The following is a 19,977-nucleotide window of genomic DNA, read 5'->3' as shown; positions in this document are numbered from 1 at the left end:
TCGCTCGATCGGAGCGCAGAACGGCCACTCCGGAGAGTGAATTTTGGCGGCCGTTCAGCGGATCAGCGGATGAAATACGCCCGGCCTTCCACTCCACCACCCCACCCGCATTCGCCCCTTGTCGGCGGCATGGGGTTACATCGACGCCATGCAGCAGCCCGACATCCACACCACCGCCACCGCCGACCGCGCCGAGGTCCGGGCGCGGGCCGAGGCCGTCCTGCGCGAGCTGGCCGGCCCCGCCGCCAGCCTGCGCGAGGACCAGTGGACGGCGATCGAGGCCCTCGTGGTCGACCACCGCCGCGCACTGGTCGTCCAGCGCACCGGCTGGGGGAAGTCCGCGGTCTACTTCATCTCCACCGCCCTGCTCCGGGCCCGCGGCGCCGGGCCGACGGTGATCGTCTCCCCGCTGCTCGCCCTGATGCGCAACCAGGTCGAGTCGGCGGCCCGGGCCGGGATCCACGCCCGCACCATCAACTCGGCCAACACCGACGAGTGGGACGAGGTCCAGGCCGAGGTCGCCGCCGGGAAGGTCGACGTCCTGCTGGTCAGCCCCGAGCGGCTGAACAACCCGGACTTCCGCGACCAGGTGCTGCCGAAGCTCGCCGCCTCCACCGGCCTGCTGGTGGTCGACGAGGCCCACTGCATCTCCGACTGGGGCCACGACTTCCGCCCGGACTACCGCCGGCTGCGCACCATGCTGGCCGACCTGCCGCCCGGCGTCCCGGTGCTGGCCACCACCGCCACCGCCAACGCCCGGGTCACCGCCGACGTCGCCGAGCAGCTCGGCACCGGCAGCACCGACGAGCACGCCCTGGTGCTGCGCGGACCGCTCGACCGGGAGAGCCTCACCCTGGGCGTGCTCGCGCTGCCCGACCCGGCGCACCGGCTCGCCTGGCTGGCCGACCACCTCGACCGGCTCCCCGGCTCGGGCATCGTCTACACCCTGACGGTGGCCGCCGCCGAGGAGGTGACGGCCTTCCTGCGCGAGCGCGGCTTCCCGGTGGCCTCCTACTCCGGCCGCACCGAGGACGCCGAACGCCGCACCGCCGAGGCCGACCTGCTGGCCAACCGGGTCAAGGCGCTGGTCGCCACCTCCGCGCTCGGCATGGGCTTCGACAAGCCCGACCTCGGCTTCGTCGTCCACCTGGGCTCGCCCAGCTCCCCGATCGCCTACTACCAGCAGGTCGGCCGGGCCGGCCGCGGGGTGGACCGGGCCGAGGTGCTGCTGCTGCCCGGGCGCGAGGACGAGGCGATCTGGCGCTACTTCGCCTCGCTCGCCTTCCCGCCGGAGGAGCAGGTGCGGCGCACCATCGACGCGCTCGCCGACGCCGGCCGCCCGCTCTCCACCGCTGCCCTGGAGCCCCGGGTGGACCTGCGCCGCGCCCGGCTGGAGACCATGCTCAAGGTGCTGGACGTGGACGGAGCCGTCCGCCGGGTCAAGGGCGGCTGGACGGCCACCGGGCAGAGCTGGGCCTACGACGCCGCCCGCTACGCCAAGGTCGCCGCCTCCCGGGAGGCGGAACAGCGGGCGATGCGCGAATATGCGGCGACCACCGGCTGCCGGATGGAGTTCCTGCGCCGCCAGCTGGACGACGAGCAGGCCGTGCCGTGCGGGCGGTGCGACAACTGCGCGGGGCCGCTGCACACCCCGGAGGTCTCCGCGGAGGCACTGGCCGCCGCCCGGGCCGCACTCGGCCGCCCGGGCGTGAGCTTCGAACCGCGCCGGCTCTGGCCGACCGGGATGGACTCGCTCGGGGTGCCGTTGAAGGGCCGGATCCCGGCGGGCGAACAGGCGGAGACCGGCCGGGCGCTCGGCCGGCTGTCCGACATCGGATGGGGCACCCGGCTGCGCACCCTGCTCGCCGACCAGGCGCCGGACGTGCCGGTGCCCGGCGAGGCGGTGGACGCCCTGGTGGCGGTGCTCGCCGACTGGGCCCGCGGCCCCGGCGGCTGGGCCGGGCCCGCGACGGCGGAGGGCACCCGGCTGGAGCGGCCGGTCGGTGTGGTGACCATGGCCTCCTCGACCCGCCCGCAGCTGGTCGGCAGCCTCGGCGCGCGGATCGCCGAGGTCGGACGGCTGCCGCTGCTCGGCCGGATCGAGTACGCCGGCGGGCTGCCGCCGCACGGGGCCCGCAGCAACAGCGCCCAGCGGCTGCACTCACTGGCCGGATCGCTGGTGCTGCCGCCGGAGCTGGAGCAGGCGGTGGCGGCCGCCGGCGGACCGGTGCTGCTGGTGGACGACCTCGTGGACTCGGGGTGGACGGTCACCGTGGCCGCCCGGCTGCTGCGCCGCGCGGGGGCCGGCGCGGTGCTGCCGCTGGTCCTGGGGGTGCAGGGGTGAGCGGGCGGCGGGCGGCCGCCGCTCCCGAGGCCGTCATCACTCGAATGGTCTAACGGAAAGGAGTTGCCAGGGCGATTTCGATCACACCGGAGATCCGACCCGGGATAAGGAGGGCCCAGCGTGCCGACAACGGTTCGACATGCCCTTCGCGTGGTGTGGATCAAGGTCGGGCGTCACCCGAACCCCACTCGGGCCGACGTGGAACATATCCGGCAGAACATGGGCTATCGGGTGGCGTTCATCATTTCATCGTTGCCGCTCCGGCCCCGTTGCCCTGAGAATTGGGAGGTACCCGAAATCCGGTCCGCTGGGCCCGCCCTTCGGCGTACCCAGGCACCCGCCTGCCCACGGGCCAGGAAGGAGGATCGTGATCAACGGTATCGGCCGAGGTCAGCATCCCCTCTCCGGAGGTTCGGCGCCCAGACGGCTGCTGGACCTGGAGACCTGGACCGCCTCGGGGATCCCGTTGCTGCGCGATCCGCGCGAGTTCGTCCTGGAACTGCACCAGCGTCACCTGCCCCAGCCGGGCACGGTCGTGGTGGCGGTCCTGGACGCGCTCCACCACCTGGCCGCCTCGGCCTCGTTCACGCCCTGGCCGCACGACACCGACGGCTGGCAGCACCGGAACGCCCTGCTGACGCACCTGCGCCGGGTCACCCCGCACGACCTGCGCCAGCCCGAGCCGACCCGGACGGCCGTGCTGCTGCGCTGCCGCGACGGTGCGCCCGGCTGGACGGAACAGGACGGCGCCTGGATGTGGGCACTGCGGGACGCGGCCGGGCTGCACGGGCTGCGCTGCGGCTCGTACATCGGGCTCACCGCGACGGGCTGGCAGATCCTCGGCGACGGGCGGGGCGGACGCAACCCGCACGCGGGTTCGTGGGCGGACGGACCGCTGCACATCGTGACGGAGCTGCCGCCGCGGTCGGTGCTCGACGACGCCCCGCGCAGCCAGCGGGCCCGGCAGCAGGCCGCCGAGCAGGCCAAACGGGTCGACGCCCCACAGCGCTCCGCGCAGGCCGAGCCGCCCTGGATCCCGGCGCGGGTCACGGCCGTGGAACCGGGCCGTCGCACCGGGACGCGCTGATCGGTCCTCAGCGCTCGGCCCTCACCGCTGGACCCTCACCGCGCAGCCCTCACCGCTCGGTCCTCGGCGCCTGACCCTCAGCACTCGGTCCGGGCCTCGGCCACGGGCCGCCGGCCGTGCGGACGGGCCCGGGCCCGGCACCGTAGGCACCGGACCCGGAGCGAGGACGACGGTCGGAGTTCCGGTCAGGCCTTGACCGGACGCGCGGGTGCGGTTGCGGACGCCGCCGTGGCGGCCGGGCCGGCCTCCCCACACACGAGCAGCAGGGCGTTGGCTCGGCCGAGCGCGTCGGCGTACGCCTCGGCGGCCCGGGCGGGCGGACCGCCGTTGACCACCAGGACGACCACGTCGCGGCGGACCGGCCTGGCCGGCGCCGCGTCCGCGTAGAACACGTCGCCGCCCTCGGCGAGTTGCGCCCAGTAGCGCTCCTCGCCGAAGGACAGCTCGTGCTGCTGCCAGGGGTGGGCGTCGCCGACGGTCAGCACCAGGATCTCGCCCGGGTTGCGGCCCGAGTCCAGGAGCAGGTCGACCGCGTCGTCGGCGCGTTCCAGCGCCTGCGCCGGGGTGGCGGCGATGCGCTGGACCTCGACCTGCGACGTGGTCGGGGCCGACGACGTGGCCTGGGCCGGCAACGTGGCCGACGACGCGACCGGGGCCGGGGCAGGGGCCGGGCGGCGCGGTGCCGGACCGGGCTTGGGGATCAGGCGCGACGGTCCCGGGCGGTCGGCACGCGGCGGTGCCGGACGGGGCGCCGGTCGCGGGCCGGGCACCGGGAGCGGCGCGGCGGTGGTGGGTGCGGTGGCGGGTGCGCCGCCGTTGGCAGGCGCGTGGAGGGCTTGTGCGTCCGACTCGCGGGGGAAGGGAACGCCGGGGCCCGGGAGGCTCTCGTGAATCTCCGGCTCCTCGGGGAAGACAGGCATACCCGGATATCTATCAAATGCCGGTCGAACGCGCACGGGCGCCCCACCCATTGGGCACGGGACTTCCGTCACCCCCACCCCGGGCAATCCCAGACGGACCGTCAGAAACCGAGCGTCAACTGTTCGTCGGCGGATCCCTGACCGGCACCGAAGGCGTCCCGACCGCGCTTCAGATGGCGCCACTTGGGCAGTGCGTCCAAGTACGCCCAGGAGAGCCGGTGGTGGTCGGTGGGGCCGAACTCCTCCAGTGCGGAACGGTGCACCGGGGACGGATAGCCGGCGTTGTCCGCGAAGCCGTACTCCGGGCAGGTCTCGCCGAGTTCGGCCATCAGCCCGTCACGGTGGACCTTGGCGAGCACCGAGGCGGCGGAGACGCAGATGCAGGACTGGTCGCCCTTGATCACCGTGCGCACCCGCCAGGGGCCGCCGAGGTAGTCGTGCTTGCCGTCCAGGATCACCGCGTCGGGTTCGACCGGCAGCGCCTCCAGCGCGCGGACGGCGGCCAGCCGCAGCGCCGCCGTCATGCCGAGTTCGTCGCACTCCTGCGGCGAGGCGTGACCGAACGCGTACGCGGTGACCCAGTCGGCGAGCACCGGCGCGAGGGCCTCGCGGCGCAGCTCGGTGAGCAGCTTGGAGTCGGTGAGCCCCTCCGGCGGCTTCCGCAGGCCGGTGACGGCGGCCCCGACGGTGACCGGTCCGGCCCAGGCGCCGCGCCCCACCTCGTCCAGCCCGACCACGACCTTGGCGCCGGCCCGGCGGAGCGAGCGTTCGACGGAGTGCGTCGGCGGGACGATGGGCATCACGGACTCCGTTCGGCAGTGCGGCCCCCCTGCGGTGGGGCGCTCTCCAGCCTAAGCCCGCCCGCACGGGCCCCGGACCGGCTACGTCCGCCGGACCATCGGGACCAGCACGTCGTCCACCAGCCGGACCGCGAAGTCGGGGGCCAGGTCGCGTTCGGCGACCTTCACCTGGAACATCAGCATCGCGGGGACGACGTCGGCGACCAGTGGGGTGACCGCGTCGGGGCGCACGTCGCCGCGCTCGACGCCGCGGCGCAGGATGTCCAGGATGCTGTCCTTGGTCGGCCCGATCACCCGCTGCACGATGAAGTCCTTGAACACCTCGGCCTGTTGCTGGGAGAGCTCGGCCATCAGCGCGTGCAGGGCGGCGCCCGCCCGGGAGCAGATCGCGTCCGTGAACAGCTCGATGAGCTGCAGCAACTCGGCCCGGGCGGACCCGAGGTCGGGGATGCCGTAGGGGCGTGGCAGAGTGGCGTCCAGGGCGTCGATGACGAGTTCGTCCTTGGACGCCCAGCGCCGGTAGAGCGCGGCCTTCCCAGTCCGCGCCGCACCGGCGACGCCTTCCATCGTCAGCCGCGCGAATCCGCCGGAGGTGAGCTGGTCGAGCGCGGCCTCGAAGATCGCGTTCTCCAACTCCTTCCCCCGCCGCCGCACCGGCCGGGCCAGCGCCTCCCGGACGGCCTGCACCGGGCAGCAGTGCTCGGCCCCCTCCCCCGGCACACCCGACACCGCCGATACCGCCGATATCGCCGACACCGCCGACCCTCCCGACACCCCGGGCGTTGCCGGGAGTCCGCCGGACGGCAGCGGCACGGCGGGCCCCCCGGGCGCCCGGTCCGCCGCCGGTCGCCGTATCAACCGATCCATTGCCACCATCCTTAAGGAACGCTTGCGTTCACTATCGAGCCCAGGCTATCGTCCAGATTAGTGAACGGCATCGTTCCTTCCCAGTCTGCGCCGACGCGCAGCTGCGCGTTCGGGGCGGCGGATCCGCTGCGCCCCCGAACACGCGAAGGACCACCGATGCACCGCCGATGCACCGCTGACGCACCACCGACACACCACTGACGCACCGCAGTTCCCGCGCACCGAGCGCACCACCACACCCACCACACCCATCGCACCCACCGCACCGCGCGCGTAGCCAGCAGGGGGCACATTCGTGGCTATCTCCGACACGCTCAGCAAGAACCCACCACCGAAGACCGGCCAGGGCCGGGGGAAGAACATCACCCTGGCCGTCATCGCGGCCACCCAGCTCATGGTGGTGCTCGACGCGACCATCGTGAACATCGCGCTGCCGCACATCAAGGACGCGCTGAACTTCTCGACCACCGACCTGTCCTGGGTCATCAACGCCTACACGCTGACCTTCGGCGGCCTGCTGCTGCTCGGTGGCCGGGCGGGCGACATCCTCGGCCGCCGCCGGGTGTTCATCTTCGGCACGCTGCTGTTCGGCCTGGCCTCGCTGCTGGGCGGCTTCGCCCAGGACAGCACGCTGCTGCTGGCCGCCCGCGCGCTCCAGGGCATCGGTGGCGCGATCTGCTCGCCCACCGCCTTCGCCCTGATCGCCACCAACTTCGAGGAGGGGCCGGAACGCAACAAGGCGTTCGGCGTCTTCTCCGCGGTGGCCGGCTCGGGAGCGGCGATCGGCCTGCTGGCCGGCGGCCTGCTGACCGAGTACCTGGACTGGCGCTGGGTGTTCTTCGTCAACGTGCCGATCGCCGCGCTGATCGCGATCGCCGCGCCGCGCTACATCGCCGAGTCCGAGCGCCACCCGGGCCGCTTCGACCTGCCCGGCGCCTTCACCTCGACCCTCGGCCTGGTCGGCCTCGTCTACGGCTTCATCCGGGCCGCCTCGGACGGCTGGTCGGACCCCCTGACGCTCGGCTCCTTCGCCGCCGGTGCGGTCCTGCTGGCCGCCTTCGTCGTGATCGAGCGGCGCACCGACCAGCCGATCACCCCGCTGCACCTGTTCGCCGACCGCAACCGCACCGGCGGCCTGGTGATGATGCTCTGCCTGGCCGCGGCCATGTTCGGCATCTTCTTCTACGTCGTCCTGTTCGTGCAGGGACCGCTCGGGTACAGCCCGCTCAAGGCCGGTGTCTCGTTCCTGCCGATCAGCGTGGCGATCATCATCGCCGCGCAGCTCGCCTCGACCTTCCAGGCCAAGTACGGCCCGAAGCCGTTCATGGCGGGCGGTGCGCTGCTGGTCACCGTCGGCCTCACCTGGCTGACCCAGATGGGCAAGGACAGCGGCTACCTCGACGGTGTCCTCGGCCCCACGGTGATCTTCGGCTTCGGCATGGGCCTGATCTTCGTCCCGGTGATGCTGCTCTCGGTCGCGGGCGTCCCGGGCGAGGAGACCGGCGCCGCCTCCGGTCTGCTCAACTCGATGCAGCAGATCGGCGGTTCGCTCGGCCTCTCGATCCTGACCACGGTCTTCGCGCACTACGCGACCGCCGAGGGCAAGCTCCAGATGCCGGCGTTCCTGCAGAACGGCAGTCCGGCGGAGCACAGCTACTTCGAACAGCACCACGAGTTCCTCCCGGGCTCCGACGCCGCCAACTCGGTGCTCGCCCAGGGAATCTCACACGGCTTCATCGTCGGCGCGGTGCTCGCCGGGATCGCGCTGCTGATCGCGGTCTTCGTCGTCAAGGCGAAGGCGAGCGACCTGCCGAGCGGCGACAGCGCCGGCATCGCGATGCACTGATCCGCACCGGGCCCCGGCGAGGCACCGGAACCCCCGCAGGGCACCGGGCCCCCGCGGGGCACCGGAACCGCCGAGGGGCATCGGAACCGCCGAGGGGCACCGGAACCGCCGCAGGGCACGGAACCGCCGAGGGCCGGCCGGGAGCAGCACGCTCCCGGCCGGCCCCGCGGCGTTCCCAGCCGCCCCCGGCCCGGGCCCGGCGGCCGCTACCAGCCCCGCTCGGACGCCAGCCCGGCCCACTCGCAGGGCCCCCGCCCCGACCGCGGCCCCTCCACCAACGGCCGTTCGGCCAGCACCTGCCGCGCCCCGGTGACCGAGCCGCCGGCCGCGTACCAGGGCCGGGTGTCCCGGTCGAGGTCGCGTCGGATCAGTTGCAGCGCGCAGGACCGCTGCGGCTCGGGCAGCCGGTCCAGGGCGGGCACCGCGTCGGCCGAGAGGTCGCGGACGTTGCGCAGGTCGATCTGCTGCGACCGCTCGTACCGGGCCACGTTCTGCTCCGCGACGATCGCGTCCGGCCCCATCAGCCCGTAGACGGCGACGGTGAGCATCCCGCTGAGGACGACGGCGCGCGGCAGCCAGCCCCCGCCCCGGCGGGTGAGCCCGGCGGCCAGCAGCAGCAGGAACACGGCGCCCAGCCAGATCTCGACCACCAGCACCCACAGCCGCAGTGTGGTCAGCCCGGAGGCGTCCACGTAGAACCACATCCGGCCGAGCGCCGAGGCGACCACGGCCAGCGCGAGCAGGCAGAGCAGTCCGAGCAGGATCCGGGCCAGCCGGCGGTCATTCGGGGTGGTGCGCGGCGCCCAGCGCTTGGCGACGGCCACCACGACCAGGGTCAGCACGGTGATCACGCTCAGCTGCCAGAAGCCCTGCCGGGCATACGCGGAGCGGCTCATCCCGGTGTTGGCCAGCACGGCGTCCGCGCCGCCGAGCACCATGACCGCCTGGATCACCGCGAAGGCGCCGAACAGCAGGTCGAGCGCGACCAGCGGCAGCGCCCACTCCAGCCGTCGCCGTTCGCGGCCCGGGCGGACCTCCAGCCGGTCCCAGCGGCGCGGCCCGGCGGCGATGTGCGCGAAGCCGAGGGCGGTGAGCGTGCCGAGCCCGAACAGGGTGCCGCGCCCCGGCAGCTGGTGGACGTCGAAACTGGGGACCAGGCCGGCCAGCAGGTCCGCCATGGCGGCGTCGGCGCCGGCGAACAGCAGGCCGAAGACGGTCAGCAGGACGGCGGCGACGGCGAGCGCCTTGAGCACCGGGACGAGCCGTCCGGCTCCCGGCAGCGGGCGGCCCTCCAGGCTGTCCCAGATCCAGCTCAGCCCTGGGATCAGCTGCCAGACCAGGGCGGGCAGGGCGAGCAGCACCCCCGGCCAGCGGCGCCCGCCGTGCAGGGCGAGCGAGGCCAGTCCCAGCGCACAGCCGGAGGCGAGCAGGGCGGGCCAGCCCGCGTCCCAGCGGGCCGGGACGGCGAGCAGGGCGAGGGCCAGCAGGCTCCAGGCGAGCGTCCAGGGCCGGATCCGGCGGCCGGCGGTTCGGGCGACCAGGCCGGCGGCGCCGGCCGTGGCGGCGCCGCAGATCAGCAGGTTGGCGCCGATCCCGTCGTACAGCAGCCAGGCCGTCAGCAGTCCGGCGAGCACGGCGAGCAGGAGGACCCGGGGGGTGGCGGCCGCGTGCCGCTCGGGGTCGGTGGCGCGCAGCCGACCGGGCTGCGGGGGCACGGGGGCGTCCGGCGCGCGGTGCGGGGCGCCGGGCCGGTACATGTCGAACGGCGAGTCCGGGGCGGCTTGCGCGTCCGGCTCGGCCGACGGGCCGTACTCGGCCGACAGGCTGTGCTCGACCGACGGGCTGTGGCCGGCCGACAGGCTGTGGCCGGCCGACGGGCCGTGCTCGGCTCCGGGCTGCGGATCGGTCGGGGCAGGCGTGGACGGGCCTGGCATGAGTCCCCCTCGGTGGTCGGCGGGCATGCGGAAGCCGTCCTCCGGGCGGTCCGCGGGGCGGGCGTACTCGACGCCTCCCGCAGCCGACTGTAGACGATTCTGAACAAGTTCAAAAGTTGGTTCTGAACGCGTTCAGAAGAGCCCGGAGGGCCGCCACCCCGGCGCCCGCCACAGCCGGACCCGAGCCGGACCCGAGCCGGACCCGAGCCGGATCCGAGCCGGATCCGAGCCGGACCCGAGCCGGGCCGTCCGCCCTACCCCTTGACCGAACCCGCCAGCAGTCCGCGGACGAAGTACCGCTGGAGAGCGAAGAAGACGATCAGCGGCACGATGATCGACAGGAACGCCCCCGCCGTGAGCAGCTCCCAACGCCCGCCCAGCGACCCGGACAGCTGTGCCAGCCGGACCGTCATCGGCGCCACCTCCGGTGTGCCGCCGGCGAAGGTGAGCGCGACCAGCAGGTCGTTCCAGACCCAGAGGAACTGGAAGATCGCGAACGAGGCCAGCGCCGGGGCGCACAGTGGCAGCACGATCGAACGGAAGATCTTGAAGTGCGAGGCGCCGTCCACCACCGCCGCCTCCATCAGGTCGCGCGGCAGCTGGGCGATGAAGTTGTGCAGCAGGAACACCGCCAGCGGCATCGCGAACATGGTGTGCGCCAGCCAGACCGGCGCGTAGCTGCCCTTGAGGTCCACCGCCGGGATCAGCGTCAGCGCCCCCAGGTGCGCACCGCCGGAGAACAGCCGCAGCAGCGGGATCAGCGCCATCTGGAGCGGCACCACCTGGAGCGCGAACACCGTGAAGAACACCGCGTCGCTCCCCCGGAACCGCACCCACGCCAGCGCGTACGCCGCCATCGCCGCGAGCACCAGCGGGAAGAGGGTGGCCGGGATGCTGATCGCCAGCGAGTTCACCAGGAAGGGCAGCAGGCCGGTGGAGCCGCCGGAGCCGCCCTCGAACAGCACCGTGTGGTAGTTGCCGAGGCCGAAGTCCGGGTGGAGCAGGGCGTTCCACCAGCCGTCCTTCGTCACGTCCTGCTTGGGGCGCAGCGAGGTCACCAGCAGGCCGAGGGTCGGGACCGTCCAGAGCACCGTCACGGCGATCACGAACAGCGAGGCCAGGGGGCTGCTGAAAGCCTTCCGCACGGGGCTCCCCCCGACCGGACGGCGGCTGACGGCTTTCGCCTCAGGAATGCTCACCGCACCTCACGCTCCCTCCGCAGCTGGACGATGTTGTAGGCCACCAGCGGCAGCACCGCGAGGAACAGCAGGACCGCGAGGGCGCCGCCCCGCCCGTCGTCGAACTGCGCGAAGGACTGCGTGTACATCTCGTTGGCCAGCACCTGGGTGCCGAAGTTGCCGCCGGTCATGGTGCGGACGATGTCGAAGGCCTTCAAAGTGATGATCATGACCGTGGTCAGGACGACCATCACCGTGGTGCGGATCATCGGCACGGTGACGTGCCAGAACAGCCTCACCCCGGTCGCACCGTCGAGCCGGGCCGCCTCCACCACCTCGTCCGGGATCGCCTTGATCGCCGCCGAGAGCACCACCATCGCGAAGCCGGTCTGCACCCAGACCATCACCGCCATCAGCAGGAAGGTGTTCAGCGGCTGGCTGAGCAGCCAGTTCGGCGGGTCCGACCAGCCCACCGCGTGGGCGAGCTGGCTGAGCAGGCCGATCTGCGGCTGGTCCTTGCCGCGCGCCTCGTAGACGAACTTGAAGATGATCGAGGCGCCCACCAGTGAGATCGCCATCGGCATGAAGATCAGCGACTTGTAGACCGACTGGCCGCGCATCCGGTCCACCAGCAGGGCCAGCACCAGGCCCAGACCGGTCGCCACCAGCGGCGCGACCACCAGCCACAACAGGGTGTTGAGCAGCACCTTCCGCACCGATTCGGTGGTGAACGCCCAGCCGAAGTTCTCAGCGCCGACGAAGGTGCTGCCGTCCGGGCCGTGCAGGCTCAGGTAGACCGTGCGGATCAGCGGCACCACCAGGCCGACCGCCAGCAGCAGCACCGCCGGGCCGAGGAGGACCAGGACGGCCAGCGGGCGGGCCAGCCGGCCCCGGGCGCGCCCGGCGACCAGGAAGACCACCAGCAGGACGCCGAGGAAGCCCGCGATCGCGCCGAAGCTGTTGCCGAACTTGATCGCCGCGTCGCCCCAGGCGCCGACGGCCAGGGAGTCGGCGGCCGGCGGGGAGCCGGTTACGGGCATGGCTGCACGTCCCTTCGGTTCGTCCAGCGGGAAGGGGAAGCGGGTCGGGAAGCAGGGTCGGGAAGCAGGGTCGGGGAGCAGGTCAGGGGAGCAGGTGAGAGAGGAGGGGCGGGCGGTGCGGGTGGGTGGCCCCGCACCGCCCTCGGCGGGTGGTCCCGGACGCCGGCCGGGCGGGCTGCTCCGGCGGCCGCTCGGTCGGCTGCCCTGCCAGCTGCTCAGTCAGCTGTTCCGTCAGCTGCTCGGTCGGCGGCCGCTCGGGCGGCTACTTCGGCCAGGCGGCGTCGATGTCGGCGGCGACCTTCTGGATCGACTGCCCCTCGGCGAACCAGGCGGTCAGCGACGTCCACTCCTGCCCGGAGCCGATGGCCGCCGGCATCATGTCGGAGGCGTCGAAGCGGAAGGTGGCGCTCGGGTCGGTCAGCGCCTCCGCGGAGAGCTTGTCGATCGGGTCGGTGTAGAGGCTCTTGTCCACGCCCTGGTTGGCCGAGACCCAGCCGGTCGCGGTCCTCACCCGGCTGCTCGCCCAGTCCGCACTGGACAGGTAGTTCTGCACCGCCTGCGCCTCGGGCTTGCTGGAGAAGGCGGCCAGGAACTCGCCGCCGCCCTCGACCGGGTTGGCGATCGACGGGTTGACGGCGGGCAGGTGGAAGGCGAAGACGTCGCCGTCCGGGGCGACCTTGGTGCCCTTGGGCCACTGCGCCTCGTAGAAGGAGGCCTGCTGGAGCATCGCGCACTTGCCGGTGAGGATCGGCGCGCCCGCGTCCTGGAACGTGGTGGTGGCGATCGACTTGACGCCGCCGTAGCCGCCGTTGACCCAGGCCGGGTTCTGCATCCAGTCGGCGACCGTCCGCATCGCCGTGGCGATCTTCTCGTCGGAGAACTTCACCTGGTGGCCGACCCACTGGTCGTACACCTCACCGCCGTACGTGCCCAGCACCACCTCCTCCAGCCAGTCGGTGGCCGGCCAGCCGGTGGCCGTGCCGGAGGCGATGCCCCCGCACCAGGGCTTGGGACCGCCCGCCTTGGCGATCCGGTCGCTGAGCGCCATGAGGTCCGCCCAGGTCTTCGGCACCTCGTAGCCGGCCGCCTTGAAGGTCTTCGGCGAGTACCAGACCAGGGACTTCATGTTGGCGCTCATCGGCGCCGCGTAGAAGGTGCCGTCGACCGAGCCGTAGGTCTTCCAGACCGGGCTCCACTTGCCCTGGTTGGCGACGGTCTCAGCGGGCGGCTTGACCACCTTGCCGCTCTTCACCATCTGCGCCAGCAGGCCCGGCTGGGGGATGATCGCGAAGTCCGGGGCGTTGCCGCCGGCCACCCGGACCGGCAGCTGGGACTCGAAGTCGTTGGACCCCTCGTAGCTGATCTTGATCCCGGTGCACGAGCTGAACTCGGCCCAGGACTTCTCCAGGTTGTCCGACTCCGGGCTGAGGATCGAGGCGAACATCGTCACCGTGGTGCCCGAATGCCCTGCGTACGGCTGGTACTTGGCGCAGTCACCGGTCAGCGTCCGGGCCGCCCCGTCGCCGCCGCCCGAACCGCCGGAGCTGTTCGAGCAGGCCGCGGTCAGGGCCAGCGCCGCCAGCAGAGCGGATACGGCCAGCGGTCGACGGCGCGAACTCGCGGACGGCGCGGTCGGGTTGAAGGTCAATGCGGTCCTCCTCGCCAGGGCATGCTGCCTCGGGTGGGCTGAACGACATTGCGCTGTACCGGAGATGGGCGTGCAGGGATCGCTGGGCGAGCGGGCGGCCGAACCGATTCGACGACGTTAACGCAGCCTTCCGCCGCCGCCAAGGTCCATGGTCGACCTTCCCCACACCGGTGCCCCGATCATCACGTCCGAAACCGGCGAACGCCCGCGGCCCCGCCCGGAATCCGGACGGGGCCGCTCATCTGACGTACTGTCAACACGCTTCGGCCAGGCCGGTCGGGCTGGTCGGGCCGGTCGGGCCGGTCACCAGAGCCGGACGGGCAGCTCCCGCAGGCTGTTCACCACCAGCGACGGGCTCGGCCGCAGCTCGCCGTCCGGCACCGCCGGAGCCAGCCCGGGGAAGCGCTCGAACAGCGCCGGCAGCGCGACCGCCGCCTCCAGCCGGGCCAGCGGCGAGCCGGGGCAGACGTGCGGACCGTGGCCGAAGGACAGGTGCCGGGTCGGGTCCCGGGTGATGTCGAACAGCTCCGCCGTCACCCCGTGCTGCAACGGGTCCCGGCCGATCGCGTTGTACGAGACCAGCACCGGGTCGCCCGCCGGGATCACCAGCTCGCCGACCTCGATCGGCTCGGCGGCGAAGCGGAACAGGAAGTTGCTGGTCGGCGGGGTCCAGCGGAGCGACTCCTCGACCACCGCGTCCCAGGAGACCTCGCCCGCGCGCACCAGCGCCAGCTGGTCCGGGTGCGCCAGCAGCGCCCGCACCGCGTTGCCGATCAGGTTGACGGTGGTCTCGTGGCCGGCCGCGATGATCACCCGCAGGGTGGCCGCCGCCTCCGCGTCGGTGAGCGCCCCGCCCTCGGTGTCCGCCGCCAGCAGCACGCTCGCCAGGTCCTCGCCCGGCGCCGAACGGCGCTGCGCCACCAGGCCGTTGACGAAGGCGTTCAGCCCGGCGACGGTCGCCTGGATGCCCTCCGGGTCGGGCTTGACCCCGAAGAACCGCTCGTACAGGTCGCGCAGCAGGCCGTGGTCCGACTCCGGGACGCCCAGCAGCGAGCAGATCACCGTCATCGGCAGCGGGAAGGCGAAGGCCGACTTGAGGTCGACCAGCGGCTCCCCGGCCGCCAGGGCGTCCAGCAGCGCGTGGGTGATCTCCTCCACCCGCGGGCGCATCAGCTCGACCCGGCGCGGGGTGAAGGCCTGGGCGACCAGCGCCCGCAGTCGGCGGTGCTCGGCACCGTCCGTGGTCACCATGCTCGGGCCCGGCACCGCCAGGCCGATCAGCGGCCAGGTCTTCGGCACCTCACCGCGCTGGTAGGCCGCCCAGTGCCGGGCGTCCTTGACCAGCCGGGCGTCGGTCAGCAGGTCGCGCGCGGCCGCGTGCCGGGTCACCGCCCAGGCGGCGACCCCGCCGGGCAGCACGACCGGCACCGCCGGACCGGCGGCCCGCAGCAGGGCACCCTCGGCGGCGTTGTCGCGGGCCAACGGGTCGAGGGCGATCGGGGCCGGGGCCGGGGCAGCGGTCATCGGCGGCAACTCTCCTTGACGTAAAGGTTCTTCGAACGGTTGTGCACGTCCTGTGGATCCTGACCCGCCCGACCAAGATCCGCAAGGCCTCGCCGGGGCCCGTCCTCGAACGCCCCGCGGGCGGGAGTCGGAAGACAGGCCCTCGGCACATCGGACGGAACCTAGTACCCCGGGCTGAACGAGACCGGCAGCGCGACCAGTCCGCGCACCCAGGCCGAGGGCCGCCACACCAGGGCGTGCTCGGCCACCGCCAGCCGCAGGTCCGGCAGCCGGTCCAGCAGCACCTCGATCGCGGTGGTGGCGATCACCTCGGCCGCCTCCTGGGCCGGGAACGGGCAGCCGTGCTCGCCGTACGAGTAGCTCATGTGCGCCCGGTTCCCCTCGGCCGGACGGCCGTCGGGCCGGCGCACCGACGGATCCGCGTTGGCCCCGGCGAAACCCAGCAGCAGCATGTCGCCCTCGGCGATCCGCTGGCCGCCGAGCTGGGTGTCCCGCACCGCCCAGCGGCCGGCGAAGATCTGGGTCGGGGTGTCCTCCCAGAGCGCCTCGTTGAGGGCCTGGCTGATGCTGCGCCGGCCGCCGGCCAGCGAGGCCGCGAAACGCTCGTCGGTGAGCATCAGCCGCAAGGTGTTGGAGATCCAGTACGAACTGGGCTGGTGACCGGCGATCAGCAGCACCCGCAGGTCGCGCATCACCTCGTCGTGGGTCAGCCCCGCCGGGTGCTCCAGCATCCGCGAGGCCACGTCGGCCCCCGGGTGCTCGGACTTCTCCTCCACCAGCGCGAGCATCAGCTCCAGCAGCCGCTGGGCGCCGGCCGGGGCGTCCGCACCGCCGTCCAGCATGGCCAGCAGCGCCGCGATCAGCTGCGGCGCCTGCTCCTCGTCCAGACCGAGGACCCGGCACAGCACCAGCAGCGGCATCCGGTGCGCGTACTCGGCGACCAGGTCGGCCTCGCCGCGCCCGGCGAACTCGTCGATCAGCCCGTCGGCGATCTCCTCGGCGTGCTTGCGCAGCTCGTACGGGTCGATCCCGGCCAGCGCGTCGGTGACCGCCCGGGAGCGCCGGACGTGCTCCTCGCCCTCCGCGTACAGGATCGACGGCACCGGGGCCATCATCGGCTTCAACGGCCAGTCCGCGGGCAGCGTCCGCCACGCGTGCCAGCGGCTGGAGTCCCGGCCGAACAACTGCGGCTGGCCGGTGACCTGCTGGAGCTCCCGGTAGCCGATGACCAGCCACGCGGGCACGCCGCCGGCCAGCTCGACCGGGGCGACCGGGCCGTGCGCGGCGCGCAGCTCGCGGTAGAGCTGGGCCGGGTCGGTCTGGAAGCGCGGCCCGTACAGCGGCGTGGCGCCGGCGTGCGCCGGGCAGCCCGGGGGCGGGGTGACGGCGGGCTCGGTCACGGGGTGCTCTCCTCGTAGATCGCGTCGGGTGCTCCGGGTCCGGCCAGCGCGGCCGCGTCCGCCCCGGCGAGGGCGGCCAGGTGGTGGACCAGCTCGATCAGCACCTGCTTGCCGGACTCCCGGTCACGGGCGTCGCAGTCCACCAGCGGGACCTCCGGCGGCAGGTCCAGCGCCTCCCGGACCTGCTCCAGGGTGTGGCCAGGCTCGCCGAAGTTGTTGCGGGCCACGACGAACGGCGTGCCGTGGTGCTCCAGCCGGTCGATCGCGTACCAGGAGTCCTCCAGCCGCCGGGTGTCCACCAGCACGACCGCCCCCAGCGCACCGCTGAACAGCCGGTCCCAGAGGAACCAGAAGCGCTCCTGCCCGGGCGCGCCGAACAGGTACAGCACCTGGCGCTCCGACAGGGTGATCCGGCCGAAGTCGAAGGCGACGGTGGTGGAGCGCTTGCCCCAGCTGCCCGCCGGGTCGATGCCCTCCCCCGCCCGGGTCATCACCTCCTCGGTGTTCAGCGGGCGGATCTCGCTGACCGAGCCGACCAACGTGGTCTTGCCCACCCCGAACCCGCCGACCACGACGATCTTCAACGCGTTGTCGGCGGTCGCCCGCAGCGGGGTGCGCCCCACGGGCCGGAGGTCCTGGACGTCCGGGACGTCCTGGACATCCTGGACGTCCTGGAGGTCCTGGAGGTCCTGGACATCCTGGAGGTCAGAGCCGTTGGAGGCCATGCAGCACCTGCTTCAACGTGTCGAGATCGGGCAGCCGGGCCTTGTTCGGCGCGAACCTGGGGTGCCGGGCGGTGACCGCCCCGGCCTCCAGCAGGTCGCCGAGCAGGATCTTCACCACCGAGACCGGCAGCTGCAGCTCCGCCGCCACCTCCACCACGGCGGTCGGGGCCTCGCACATCCGCAGGATCCGGACGTGCTCCGACTGCATCCCCGGCGCCGGCTGCCGCTCCGCGACGATCAGGGTGACCAGGTCGAAGGCGACCGAAGGGGCGCGGCTGCGGCCCCCGGTGATGGTGTAGAGGCGGTCCGGGTCGTCGTCCCGACCCGGCAGCAGGGGCCCGGCGTTCATATCCCGGCGCTCTCGCCCGCGGCGTCCGCGCCGGGTTCCGCGTCCGCCTCCCGGGCGGGCGCGCTGAGGTGGACGCCGATCTGCTCGATCAGGCCGTGCATGTTGTGGCCGACCACGCCCACGTCCGCCTCGTCGTCCGTGACCACCGCGAGGTGCGCGCCCTCACCGGCCGCCACGATGCACAGGATGCCGCCGTGGAACTCGGTCATCGACTGCCGCACGCCGCCGCTGCCGTCCCCGAACTCGATCGAGGCGCCGTGCGCCAGGCTCTGCAGTCCGGAGGCGATCGCCGACAGCTGGTCGGCCTGGTCGGCGCTCAGCCCGGCGGTGTGGCAGAGCTTGAGGCCGTCGGCGGACAGCACCAGGGCGTGCCGGCTGCCGGGGGTGGCCGCCAGCAGGTTTTCCAACAGCCAGTCGAGGTCGCGGTCGGTGGCGCTGCTCATCAGGAGTCCTTCTCGGTGACGGGGGAAGCGTCGGGCGTGGTCTCGGTGTCGGTGTCCGCGGTCGGCGCCGCCCCGGGGGCGGGCAGCGCCGGCTGGGCGGCCCGGCGGAAGGCCCCGAACCGGGCGGCGGCGCGCACCGCGTCGGTCCGTACGGGCTTCGCGGCCGGGGCCGTCGCCGGGGTGGTGGTGGCCATCGTCTGGCCGCGGCGGCGCTGCGGCAGGCCGCTGTCGGTCATCCGGGTCGGCCCGGACGGGGTCTGGGCGGGGGCGGCAGCCGCCGGGACGGCGTGTGCTGCGACGGCGTGGGCCGGGGCAGCAGGTGCCGGGACGACAGGTACCGGGACGGCCACGGCGGGCGGGGTCGAGGCAGTCGGGTTCGAGGCGGTCGGGGTCGAGGCGAGCGGCAGCGAGGCGGGCGCCGGGCGGGCGGGGGTGAGCGCCGGGCGCACGGACTCCACGGCCGGCGCGGACGGCGTCACGGGCGCGGCCGCCGGGGCGGGCGTCGGAACCAGGTGGGTGACCACCTGCTGCGGGATCAGCATCACCACCCCGGTACCGCCGCGGGCCGACGGCCGGAAGGAGATCTGCAGCCCGTGCTTGCGCGCCAGCACGCCGACCACCGCGAGGCCCAGCCGGGTACCGGCGGACAGCGTGGCGAGGTCCAGCGGCTCGGCGGAGACGGCCCGTTCGGCCCGGCGCAGCCAACTGTCGCTCAGGCCCAGCCCGCTGTCCTCGACGGTCACCGCCAGACCGGCCGGCACCTCCTCGACGTAGACGTGCACCTCGGCCGGCGGAGCGGAGAAGTTGGTGGCGTTGTCCAGCAGTTCGGCCAGCGCGTGCATCACGCCTTCGGCCGCGAAGCCGGCCACCGCGGCGGTGCTGGCGTTGTGCAGCCGGACCCGCTGGTAGGCGCCGATCCGGCCGAGCGCACCGCGCAGTACCGACTCCACCGCGATCGGCTTGGCCCAGCGGCGGCCGGAGCGGGCGCCGGTGAGTACCGCGATGCTGTCCGCCATCCGGCCCGCCTGGGCGGTCGAGTGGTCCAGCCGCAGCAGGTCGCCGAGGACCTCCTCGTCGTGCCGGTGCTGCATCTCGCGCAGTTCGGCGTGCATGCTCGTGGCCAGCGCCTGGACCCGGCCGGCGGCGGTCGCGCAGACCGCGAGCGCGGCGGCCCGCAGCCGCTCGCCGCGGCCGACCTCCTCGCCGACCGCGCGCAGCAGCGCGTACTGGGGGTGCTTGCGGTGGGCGGCCAGCGCGCTGTCCACGGACGAGCCCCCGCGCAGCTTCTCCACCACCTCGGGCAGGACGCCCTCGGGAATCCGCTCCAGTTCGGCCCGCTCGTCGGCGGCCCGCTCCCGCTCCGCCCCGGCCGCGGCCCGCTCGGCCTCCAGCCGAGCCCCCAGCCGGGCCAGTTCGGCGTGCGCGGCGGTGAGGTCCGCCTCGACCCGGGCGTGCTCGGCGCGGGCGGCGTCCCGTTCGGCGAACGCGGCGGCGGCCCGGTCCTGGGCGGCCGTCTCGGCCTGCCGGGCGGTTCCGGCGGCGACCAGCGCGGCCCGGGTCTCCCCGTGCTGGACGGCCAGGTCGTCGGTCAGCCGGCGGGCGCGCTCGGCGCCGCTCGCGGCCAGGCCGACCACGATCAGCCAGAGCACCGCCACGGCGGCCACCGCGAGCGCGGTGAGCGGTTGGTGCGCGCCCAGGGCCCGGCTGACGCCGACCGGCGCGGCGACCAGCGCCAGCAGCACGGCGGCCGCGGTCAGGGCGATGGTGCGCGGCGCGGAGCGGCGGCGCGGCCGACCGTCGGGGCTGGTGGCTTCTCTCATCGGGGCGGTCCTCGGCAACGTCGGCGGGCGGCGGCGCGGGCGGCGGGTCGGC

General features: G+C 73.7%; 16 protein-coding genes. 3 read left to right on the top strand and 13 right to left on the bottom strand.

Translation table 11 applies throughout. The annotated features are described in order from the left end of the window. The first annotated feature begins 148 nt into the window (after positions 1-148). Together ACFY2K_RS21145 and ACFY2K_RS21140 are read left to right on the top strand one after the other, a co-directional pair. Complete coding sequence (locus ACFY2K_RS21145; protein WP_387713107.1) at positions 149-2,344, top strand: RecQ family ATP-dependent DNA helicase; 2,196 nt, start codon at positions 149-151, stop codon at positions 2,342-2,344. Between the two features lie 367 nt (positions 2,345-2,711). Next, complete coding sequence (locus ACFY2K_RS21140; RefSeq protein WP_375889320.1) at positions 2,712-3,431, top strand: hypothetical protein; 720 nt, start codon at positions 2,712-2,714, stop codon at positions 3,429-3,431. A gap of 185 nt (positions 3,432-3,616) precedes the next feature. Here the strand turns inward: ACFY2K_RS21140 and ACFY2K_RS21135 are convergent, their stop codons facing one another. From ACFY2K_RS21135 to ACFY2K_RS21125, 3 genes are all read right to left on the bottom strand, one after another. After that, a complete protein-coding gene (locus tag ACFY2K_RS21135; protein WP_375889322.1) occupies positions 3,617-4,063 on the bottom strand; it encodes a hypothetical protein in 447 nt (148 codons plus the stop codon). A 389-nt stretch (positions 4,064-4,452) separates the two neighbouring features. After that, positions 4,453-5,151, bottom strand: a complete 699-nt coding sequence (locus tag ACFY2K_RS21130; RefSeq protein ID WP_380529950.1) for a ribonuclease HII — start codon at positions 5,149-5,151, stop codon at positions 4,453-4,455. 81 nt (positions 5,152-5,232) lie between these two features. Continuing rightward, positions 5,233-5,871 carry a TetR/AcrR family transcriptional regulator gene (locus ACFY2K_RS21125; protein ID WP_380404202.1) on the bottom strand — a complete coding sequence of 213 codons (639 nt, stop codon included), beginning with the start codon at positions 5,869-5,871 and terminating at the stop codon, positions 5,233-5,235. Positions 5,872-6,412: 541 nt separating this feature from the next. On the opposite strand from ACFY2K_RS21125, the gene ACFY2K_RS21120 reads away from it, so the two are divergent. Beyond that, the gene (locus ACFY2K_RS21120; RefSeq protein ID WP_375889459.1) at positions 6,413-7,864 is read left to right on the top strand and encodes an MFS transporter; all 1,452 of its coding nucleotides are present in this window, start codon (positions 6,413-6,415) and stop codon (positions 7,862-7,864) included. 206 nt (positions 7,865-8,070) lie between these two features. Here the strand turns inward: ACFY2K_RS21120 and ACFY2K_RS21115 are convergent, their stop codons facing one another. The 10 genes from ACFY2K_RS21115 to ACFY2K_RS21070 all read right to left on the bottom strand — a co-directional run bounded on the left by ACFY2K_RS21115 (position 8,071) and on the right by ACFY2K_RS21070 (position 19,925). After that, positions 8,071-9,798, bottom strand: a complete 1,728-nt coding sequence (locus ACFY2K_RS21115) for a DUF4153 domain-containing protein (protein WP_387713102.1) — start codon at positions 9,796-9,798, stop codon at positions 8,071-8,073. Between the two features lie 254 nt (positions 9,799-10,052). Further along, the gene (locus ACFY2K_RS21110; RefSeq protein WP_380526516.1) at positions 10,053-10,943 is read right to left on the bottom strand and encodes a carbohydrate ABC transporter permease; all 891 of its coding nucleotides are present in this window, start codon (positions 10,941-10,943) and stop codon (positions 10,053-10,055) included. Positions 10,944-10,993: 50 nt separating this feature from the next. Next, complete coding sequence (locus tag ACFY2K_RS21105) at positions 10,994-12,016, bottom strand: carbohydrate ABC transporter permease (protein WP_380590496.1); 1,023 nt, start codon at positions 12,014-12,016, stop codon at positions 10,994-10,996. A gap of 262 nt (positions 12,017-12,278) precedes the next feature. Beyond that, the gene (locus ACFY2K_RS21100; protein WP_375889335.1) at positions 12,279-13,664 is read right to left on the bottom strand and encodes an ABC transporter substrate-binding protein; all 1,386 of its coding nucleotides are present in this window, start codon (positions 13,662-13,664) and stop codon (positions 12,279-12,281) included. A gap of 303 nt (positions 13,665-13,967) precedes the next feature. Continuing rightward, a complete protein-coding gene (locus ACFY2K_RS21095; protein WP_375889336.1) occupies positions 13,968-15,188 on the bottom strand; it encodes a cytochrome P450 in 1,221 nt (406 codons plus the stop codon). Positions 15,189-15,349: 161 nt separating this feature from the next. After that, positions 15,350-16,588: a cytochrome P450 gene (locus ACFY2K_RS21090; RefSeq protein ID WP_375889338.1), complete on the bottom strand. Its 1,239-nt coding sequence runs from the start codon at positions 16,586-16,588 to the stop codon at positions 15,350-15,352. Beyond that, positions 16,585-17,313, bottom strand: a complete 729-nt coding sequence (locus ACFY2K_RS21085) for an ATP/GTP-binding protein (RefSeq protein WP_387713096.1) — start codon at positions 17,311-17,313, stop codon at positions 16,585-16,587. Before ACFY2K_RS21085 ends, ACFY2K_RS21090 begins: the two co-directional genes overlap by 4 nt. Further along, positions 17,294-17,662 (bottom strand): DUF742 domain-containing protein, encoded by a 369-nt coding sequence (locus ACFY2K_RS21080; RefSeq protein WP_387713093.1) that lies wholly within the window; start codon positions 17,660-17,662, stop codon positions 17,294-17,296. The genes ACFY2K_RS21085 and ACFY2K_RS21080 overlap by 20 nt, the downstream gene beginning before the upstream one ends. Further along, the gene (locus ACFY2K_RS21075; RefSeq protein WP_375889342.1) at positions 17,659-18,105 is read right to left on the bottom strand and encodes a roadblock/LC7 domain-containing protein; all 447 of its coding nucleotides are present in this window, start codon (positions 18,103-18,105) and stop codon (positions 17,659-17,661) included. The genes ACFY2K_RS21080 and ACFY2K_RS21075 overlap by 4 nt, the downstream gene beginning before the upstream one ends. Beyond that, on the bottom strand, positions 18,105-19,925 hold the full coding sequence (locus ACFY2K_RS21070) for a sensor histidine kinase (RefSeq protein ID WP_387713090.1): 1,821 nt from the start codon (positions 19,923-19,925) through the stop codon (positions 18,105-18,107). The genes ACFY2K_RS21075 and ACFY2K_RS21070 overlap by 1 nt, the downstream gene beginning before the upstream one ends. Between the last annotated feature and the right edge of the window lie 52 nt (positions 19,926-19,977).

Origin of the sequence: Kitasatospora sp. NPDC001309, assembly GCF_042896295.1 — a bacterium.
In the GTDB taxonomy this organism is placed as follows: domain Bacteria; phylum Actinomycetota; class Actinomycetes; order Streptomycetales; family Streptomycetaceae; genus Kitasatospora.
Note: the sequence above shows the minus strand (reverse complement) of the source record. Positions and strands in the feature narration are given on the sequence as shown.

Coding starts and splice junctions, on each gene's coding strand:
- ACFY2K_RS21145 (WP_387713107.1), top strand. CDS start 149: ATGCAGCAGCCCGACATCCACACCACCGCCACCGCCGACCGCGCCGAG.
- ACFY2K_RS21130 (WP_380529950.1), bottom strand. CDS start 5,151: ATGCCCATCGTCCCGCCGACGCACTCCGTCGAACGCTCGCTCCGCCGG.
- ACFY2K_RS21120 (WP_375889459.1), top strand. CDS start 6,413: ATGGTGGTGCTCGACGCGACCATCGTGAACATCGCGCTGCCGCACATC.
- ACFY2K_RS21115 (WP_387713102.1), bottom strand. CDS start 9,798: ATGCCAGGCCCGTCCACGCCTGCCCCGACCGATCCGCAGCCCGGAGCC.
- ACFY2K_RS21105 (WP_380590496.1), bottom strand. CDS start 12,016: ATGCCCGTAACCGGCTCCCCGCCGGCCGCCGACTCCCTGGCCGTCGGC.
- ACFY2K_RS21095 (WP_375889336.1), bottom strand. CDS start 15,188: ATGACCGCTGCCCCGGCCCCGGCCCCGATCGCCCTCGACCCGTTGGCC.
- ACFY2K_RS21085 (WP_387713096.1), bottom strand. CDS start 17,313: ATGGCCTCCAACGGCTCTGACCTCCAGGATGTCCAGGACCTCCAGGAC.
- ACFY2K_RS21080 (WP_387713093.1), bottom strand. CDS start 17,662: ATGAACGCCGGGCCCCTGCTGCCGGGTCGGGACGACGACCCGGACCGC.
- ACFY2K_RS21075 (WP_375889342.1), bottom strand. CDS start 18,105: ATGAGCAGCGCCACCGACCGCGACCTCGACTGGCTGTTGGAAAACCTG.
- ACFY2K_RS21070 (WP_387713090.1), bottom strand. CDS start 19,925: ATGAGAGAAGCCACCAGCCCCGACGGTCGGCCGCGCCGCCGCTCCGCG.